Consider the following 6,736-nt stretch of genomic DNA (forward strand, 5'->3'; position numbering starts at 1 on the left):
CGCCACCCGGCCACGCCCGCGCCCGCCGCCCCCGCCGTGACCAGCAGCGCCCCCAGCGGCACCACGTCGCCGATCCGGTCGTACCAGGTCAGCGTCCCGGGCGCGGTGAGCGGCAGTCGGACGGTCAGCACGCCGGTGCCGTCGGTGCCGAGCCGGGCGAGTTCCCGGCCCTGGGCGTCGAAGGCGGCCGAGACCCCGGTCAGCGAGGCCTGGACGGCCGGCCGGCCGGTCTCGGCGGCCCGGATCGCGGCCAGCGACACGTGCTGCTCGGGCGCCCAGGTGCGCTGGAAGGTCGAGGTCGAGGACTGGTAGACCAGCACCCGGGCGCCGTCCCGGGCGGCGGTGCGGGCCATGTCGGGGAAGGCCGACTCGAAGCAGATCAGCGCCCCGACCGGCAGCGGCGCGCCCGCCCGGTCGGTGGCGGGCAGGACGTGGAAGGCCGTTCCGGGCGCCCGGTTCTCGCCCGCGGCCCGGCTGACCCCGGCGATCCAGCCGAGCACCGGCCGCAGCGGGATGTACTCGCCGAACGGCACCAGCCGGATCTTGCGGTAGCGGTCCACCACGCCGGCGGGGGAGACCAGCACCGCGTCCTTGGAGATCCGCCCGTCCGTTTTGCGCGCGTCCTCCCCGGCGACGACCTCGGCGCCGGTGGTCGCGGCGAGCCGGCGCAGGGTGTCCAGCGCGGCCGGGTCGCGGTCCAGGTCGGCGGTGGTGCTGCTCTCGCCCCACACGACCAGGTCCACCGGCTGTCCGACCAGTCCGGCCGTGATCCGCGCGCTCGCCTCGAAGCGGGCCTGGGGGTCTTCCACGATGCCGGGCTGGACCAGTGCCACGGTCACGGCCCCGTCCGCGGCGGGTGCCTCGCGCAGCGCGAACAGCAGCGGACCGGAGGCCAGGACCAGCACGACGGTCCCGGCCGCGACGGCCCGCGGCCGTCGGTGCACCGCGGTCAGCGCGATCAGCGCCCCGGTGTTCACCGCCGCCACCGCCGCGCTGACCAGCCAGATCCCGCCGGCCGAGGCCAGCCCGAGGACCGCCGGGTGCTGCCACTGGGTGGCGCCGAGCAGCGCCCACGGCCCGCCGAGCGCGGGCCAGGACCGCGCGTACTCGGTCGTCACCCAGACGGCGGGTACGACCAGCAGCGCGAGCAGGGCCCGACGGGCGGTCAGCCGGGGGTGCAGCAGCCGGTGCACGGTGTACCCGACGGCGCTCTGGAGCGCCCCGAACAGCACCGCGATCACCGGCAGCCCCGGCCCGACGGACGGGACCAGCCAGTACATCGCGGTCAGGATGAACCCCGCGCCGAACCACCAGCCGCGCACCGCCGCCTCCCGGCCCGACGGCGCCCGCTGCATCAGCAGCAGTCCGGGGACGAGCGCGACCCAGGCCAGCCAGGCCTGCCCGGGCGCGGGGAAGGCGAGCACCGGAACCGCTCCGGCCGCCAGCGCACCGGTCCGCGCGCGGTACCGGTGCGGCGCGTGCGGCTCCCGTTCCTCGGCGGCGGTCGTGCGCAGGGTCGGGCTGGCGGGAGCGGAGCGACGCGACATGACCCGTATTGTCCGCTTGACGGGCGTACACCACCAGTACGCCGTTCAGCCGAACGGGTGACAAGAGCCCCATGTTCGGAACCAGTGGTCCCGGCCGTACCGGTGGCCTTGCCAGAACGGGCGATCGGAGGGGTGGCCCCAAGGAGGAGCGGCCCCGAGGAGGGCTGCCCCAAGGAAGTGCGGCCCCGAGGGGGCCCGCCCCTCCGATCACCGTGCGCGGCCTACTCCTCGCCGCCCTCCAGGTCCCCCTCGGTCTCCAGGAACGCGGCCTGCAGCTGCTCGATCAGCTCCGGGTCCGGCTGCTCCCACAGCCCGCGGCTCGCCGCCTCCAGCAGCCGCTCGCTGATCCCGTGCAGCGCCCACGGGTTGGCGCCCGCGAGGAACTCCCGGTTGACCGGGTCGAGGACGTACTCCTGGGTCAGCTTCTCGTACATCCAGTCCGCGACCACGCCCGTGGTGGCGTCGTAGCCGAACAGGTAGTCCACCGTCGCGGCCATCTCGAAGGCGCCCTTGTAGCCGTGGCGGCGCATCGCCTCGATCCAGCGCGGGTTGACCACCCGGGCGCGGAAGACCCGGGCGGCCTCCTCGGTCAGGGTGCGGGTGCGGACCGTCTCCGGCCGGGTCGAGTCGCCGATGTAGGCGGTCGGCGCCTTGCCGGTGAGGGCCCGCACGGTGGCCACCATGCCGCCGTGGTACTGGAAGTAGTCGTCCGAGTCGGCGATGTCGTGCTCGCGGGTGTCGGTGTTCTTCGCGGCGACGGTGATCCGCTTGTACGCGGTCTCCATCTCCTCGCGGGCCGGGCGGCCGTCCAGCCCGCGGCCGTACGCGTAGCCGCCCCAGACCGTGTACACCTCGGCCAGGTCGGCGTCGGTGCGCCAGTCCCGGCTGTCGATCAGCTGGAGCAGGCCCGCGCCGTAGGTGCCCGGGCGGGAGCCGAAGACGCGGACGGTGGCCTTGCGCTCGTCGCCGTGCACGGCGAGGTCGGCCTGGACGTGGGCGCGCACGTAGTTCGACTCCGGGGCCTCCTCCTGGGCGGCGGCCAGGCGCACCGCGTCGTCCAGCAGGGCGACCACGTGCGGGAAGGCGTCCCGGAAGAAGCCGGAGATGCGCAGCGTGACGTCGATGCGCGGGCGGCCCAGCTCGTCCAGCGGGATCGGCTCCAGGCCGGTGACCCGGCGCGAGGCGTCGTCCCAGACCGGGCGGACGCCGAGCAGGGCGAAGGCCTCGGCGATGTCGTCGCCGGCGGTGCGCATCGCGCTGGTACCCCAGAGCGAGAGCCCGACCGAGGGCGGGTACGCGCCGTCGTTGTCCGAGCGGTAGCGCTCGACCAGGGAGGAGGCGAGCGCCTGGCCGGTCTCCCAGGCGAGCTTGCTGGGGACGGCCTTCGGGTCGACGGAGTAGAAGTTGCGGCCGGTGGGCAGCACGTTGACCAGGCCGCGCAGCGGCGAGCCGGACGGGCCGGCCGGGACGAAGCCGCCCTGGAGCGCGTGCAGCACGGCGTCCAGCTCGTCGGTGGTGGCCGCGAGCCGCGGCACCACCTGGGCGGCGGCGAAGTCCAGCACCGCGCGGACGGCCTCCTGGACGGCCTCCGGCAGTTCGGCGGTCACCTTCTCGACCGCCTCGGGTGCCCAGTCCTCCGCCTCCATCGCCTCGACCAGGGCGCGGGCCCGGGCCTCGGCGGCGTCGGTGGCGCCCAGGGTCAGCGCCGCCTCGTCCAGGCCGAGCGCCTCGCGCAGGCCGGGCAGGGCGCTGACGCCGCCCCAGATCTGCCGGGCGCGCAGGATGGCGAGCACGATGTTGACCCGGTCGGTGCCGGTCGGCGCCTGGCCGAGGACGTGCAGACCGTCGCGGATCTGGGCGTCCTTGACCTCGCAGAGCCAGCCGTCGACGTGCAGCAGGAAGTCGTCGAAGCCGTCGTCCTCGGGGCGCTCGTCCAGGCCGAGGTCGTGGTCGAGCCGGGCGGCCTGGATCAGGGTCCAGATCTGGGCGCGGATCGCCGGCAGCTTGGCCGGGTCCATCGCGGCGATGTTGGAGTGCTCGTCCAGCAGCTGCTCCAGGCGCGCGATGTCGCCGTAGGAGTCGGCGCGGGCCATCGGCGGGACGAGGTGGTCGACGAGCGTGGCGTGGGCGCGGCGCTTGGCCTGGGTGCCCTCGCCCGGGTCGTTGACCAGGAAGGGGTAGACCAGCGGCAGGTCGCCGAGGACGGCGTCCGGGCCGCACTCCGCGGACAGCGCGGCGGTCTTGCCCGGCAGCCACTCCAGGTTGCCGTGCTTGCCGAGGTGGATCACCGCGTGGGCGCCGAAGCCGCCGTCCTCCTGGGCGGCCTGGATCCAGCGGTAGGCGGCCAGGTAGTGGTGGCTCGGCGGCAGGTCGGGGTCGTGGTAGATGGCGACCGGGTTCTCGCCGAAGCCGCGCGGCGGCTGGATCAGCACGAGCAGGTTCCCGGAGCGGATCGCGGCCAGCACGATGTCGCCGTCCGGGTTCTGCGAGCGGTCGACGTACAGCTCGCCGGGGGCCGGGCCCCAGTGCTCCTCGACCTGCTCGCGCAGGCCCTGCGGGAGGGTGGCGTACCAGCGGCGGTAGTCGGCGGCGGGGATGCGGACCGGGTTGCGGGCCAGCTGCTCCTCGGTGAGCCAGTCCTGGTCGTAGCCGCCGGCCGCGATCAGGGCGTGGATCAGCGGGTCGCCCTCGTGGCCGCCCTCGCCGTCGTCGAACGCGGGGAGGTCGTCCCCGAGGTCCATGCCCTCCGCGCGCAGCCGCTCCAGCAGCCGCACCGCGCTGGCCGGGGTGTCCAGGCCGACGGCGTTGCCGACCCGGGCGTGCTTGGTCGGGTACGCGGACAGCACCAGGGCGAGGCGGCGCTCGGCGGCCGGGACGTGCCGCAGCCGGGCGTGCTTGACGGCGGTGCCGGCGACGCGGGCGGCGCGCTCCGGGTCGGCGGCGTAGACGGTCAGGCCGTCCTCGTCCAGCTCCTTGAAGGAGAACGGGACGGTGATCAGGCGGCCGTCGAACTCCGGGACGGCGATCTGGGTGGCGGTGTCCAGCGGGGACAGGCCGTCGTCGCTGGCCTCCCACTGGGCGCGCGACCAGGTGAGGCAGAGCGCCTGGAGGATCGGGCGGTCGAGCGCGGCCAGCGCGCCCGCGTCCCAGGCCTCCTCGTCCCCGCCGGCCTGGGCGTCGGCCGGGCGGGTGCCGCCGGCGGCGAGCACGGTGGTGACGATCGCGTCCGCCTCGCCGAGCGCGGCCAGCAGCTCGGGCTCGGCGCCGCGCAGCGAGGCGCAGTAGTAGGCCCTGGCCCGGGCGCCCTGGTCCTCGACGGCCCGGCAGAGCGTCTCCACGAAGGCGGTGTTGCCGCTCATGTGGTGGGCGCGGTAGTAGAGCACCGCCACCGTCGGACCCTCGGACGTACGGGCCTCGCGCTCCAGCGGGCCCCAGGCCGGGGCGGAGGCGGGCGGGGCGAAGCCGTGGCCGGTCAGCAGCACGGTGTCGGAGAGGAAGGCGCCCAGCTCGGCCAGGTTGGCGGCGCCGCCGTGGGCCAGGTAGGCGTGCGCCTCGGCGGCGATGCCGGCCGGGACGGTGGACAGCTCCATCAGCTGGGCGTCGGGGGCCTGCTCGCCCGTCAGCACCACCACCGGGCGGGGGCCGGCCAGCAGCGCGTCCAGGCCCTCCTGCCAGGCGCGGCGTCCGCCGAGCAGGCGGACCACGACGAGCTCGGTGCCCTCCAGCAGCGCGGGCAGGTCCTCGGGGGTGAGCCGGGCCGGGTTGCCGAGGCGGTAGCGCACCGGTCCCTCGGAGGCGCGGGCGCTGAGCAGGTCGGTGTCGGACGTCGACAGCAGCAGGATCATGTGAAGGCCCTCCCGGCCTCGTCGGTGGCCGGGGTGGCCGGGATCTGGGCCGGGGCGGCCGCTGGGGTGGCACGGACGGCCGCGCGGTCGACCGGGGTGGTCGCGGCGCGGGCCGGGGCGGTCGCGCGGTCGACCGGGGTGGTCGTGGCGGCGGCCGGAACGGGCATGACGGCGGTCGGGACAGCCGCGGTGGCGGTCGGGACGGCCGTGGTGGCGGCCGGGGACGCGGGCGCGGGCATGCGACAGCGCTGGAACATTTCTGCCTTCCTCGGGGTCCGCGCCCCGGGCCGGTGGAGGACGGCAGGAGTTCCTGGCTCCCGCGGCCGACCGGTCTACCGGTGAACCGCGGTCACAGTGGCGGGACCGCACCGGGTTCGCACCGGTTTCCTCCCCTGCGCCGTCGCTGGCGTGCGGACGGTCCGTGAGGGACCGCCCGCCAGCATCGTACGGGGTGCGGCTGACCTGGGGGAGGGTGAGCTTTCGGACGTCCGGCCGACGGGGCTCGGATGTCCGGCGGACGGGGGCTCGGGGTGTCCGGCAGGTGCGGCGGGGGCGGGGCCGGGGTGTGATGCAGCGGACGGAGGCAAGCGATCGGATCATCTGTATGCTCGCCGCCATGCCACCGACACCCGACGCCACCGCGCCGGGCGCCGCAGGACCCGACCGGGAGGTGCCCGACCGGGGGCGTGCGGACGCCTGTCCTGGAGCACTTCGTCTGCATACGGCCGACGACGGCGCCCTCGCCCGGATCCGCCTGCCCGGCGGCCTGCTGACGGACCGTCAGGCCCTCGCGCTGGCCGAGGCCGCCGAGGCCCTCGGCGACGGCGAGCTGGAGACCACCTCGCGCGGCAACGTCCAGCTGCGCGGCCTGGCCCCGCACTGCGCGGCCGAGCTCGCCGACCGGCTGCGCGCCGTCGGGCTGCTGCCCTCGGACACCCACGAGCGGGTCCGCAACATCGTCGCCTCGCCGACGGCCGGACTGGACACCGCCGCCGAGGGAGCCGCCGGCAACGCCGATGTGCAGTCCTGGGTACGGGAGTTGGACGCGCGGCTGTGCGCCGCCGACTGGGCCGCCGGGCTGTCCGGCAAGTTCCTGTTCGCGCTGGACGACGGGCGGGGCGACGTCGCCGCGCTCGACGCCGATGTGACATTGGTCGCAGGCCCGGACGGCACCCGGTTGCTGCGCCTCGGACGCGACGGACGCGGACACCCGGTCGAGGCCGGGCGGGAGGTCACGGCCGTGCTGGACGCGGCCCGCTCCTTCCTGGCGGCGCTGCGGACGCACGGGCGCAAGGCCTGGCACCTGCGCGAGGTCCCCGAACTGCTGCCGGCCGGCACGGTGCC

Annotated in this window: 3 protein-coding genes, 1 pseudogene and 1 riboswitch; of the genes and pseudogenes, 1 reads left to right on the top strand and 3 read right to left on the bottom strand. The window is 75.8% G+C overall.

Translation table 11 applies throughout. The annotated features are described in order from the left end of the window. The 3 genes from lnt to AE652_RS32105 all read right to left on the bottom strand — a co-directional run. Positions 1-1,547, bottom strand: a 1,547-nt coding sequence (gene lnt / locus AE652_RS32095) for an apolipoprotein N-acyltransferase (protein WP_063780337.1), incomplete at its 3' end; no start/stop codon positions are given. A gap of 221 nt (positions 1,548-1,768) precedes the next feature. Continuing rightward, a complete protein-coding gene (gene cobN, locus AE652_RS32100) occupies positions 1,769-5,392 on the bottom strand; it encodes a cobaltochelatase subunit CobN (protein ID WP_049657984.1) in 3,624 nt (1,207 codons plus the stop codon). Further along, on the bottom strand, positions 5,389-5,631 hold the full coding sequence (locus AE652_RS32105; RefSeq protein WP_049657986.1) for a hypothetical protein: 243 nt from the start codon (positions 5,629-5,631) through the stop codon (positions 5,389-5,391). Before AE652_RS32105 ends, cobN begins: the two co-directional genes overlap by 4 nt. A gap of 65 nt (positions 5,632-5,696) precedes the next feature. Beyond that, positions 5,697-5,782, bottom strand: a riboswitch (cobalamin riboswitch). 226 nt (positions 5,783-6,008) lie between these two features. Between AE652_RS32105 and AE652_RS32110 the strand changes: the two are divergent. Continuing rightward, positions 6,009-6,736 (top strand): annotated as a pseudogene (locus AE652_RS32110) (cobalamin biosynthesis protein CobG); the annotation flags it as partial.

It is taken from the genome of Kitasatospora sp. MY 5-36, from assembly GCF_001182915.1.
Lineage (GTDB): Bacteria > Actinomycetota > Actinomycetes > Streptomycetales > Streptomycetaceae > Kitasatospora.

Coding starts and splice junctions, on each gene's coding strand:
- AE652_RS32105 (WP_049657986.1), bottom strand. CDS start 5,631: ATGCCCGCGCCCGCGTCCCCGGCCGCCACCACGGCCGTCCCGACCGCC.
- cobN (WP_049657984.1), bottom strand. CDS start 5,392: ATGATCCTGCTGCTGTCGACGTCCGACACCGACCTGCTCAGCGCCCGC.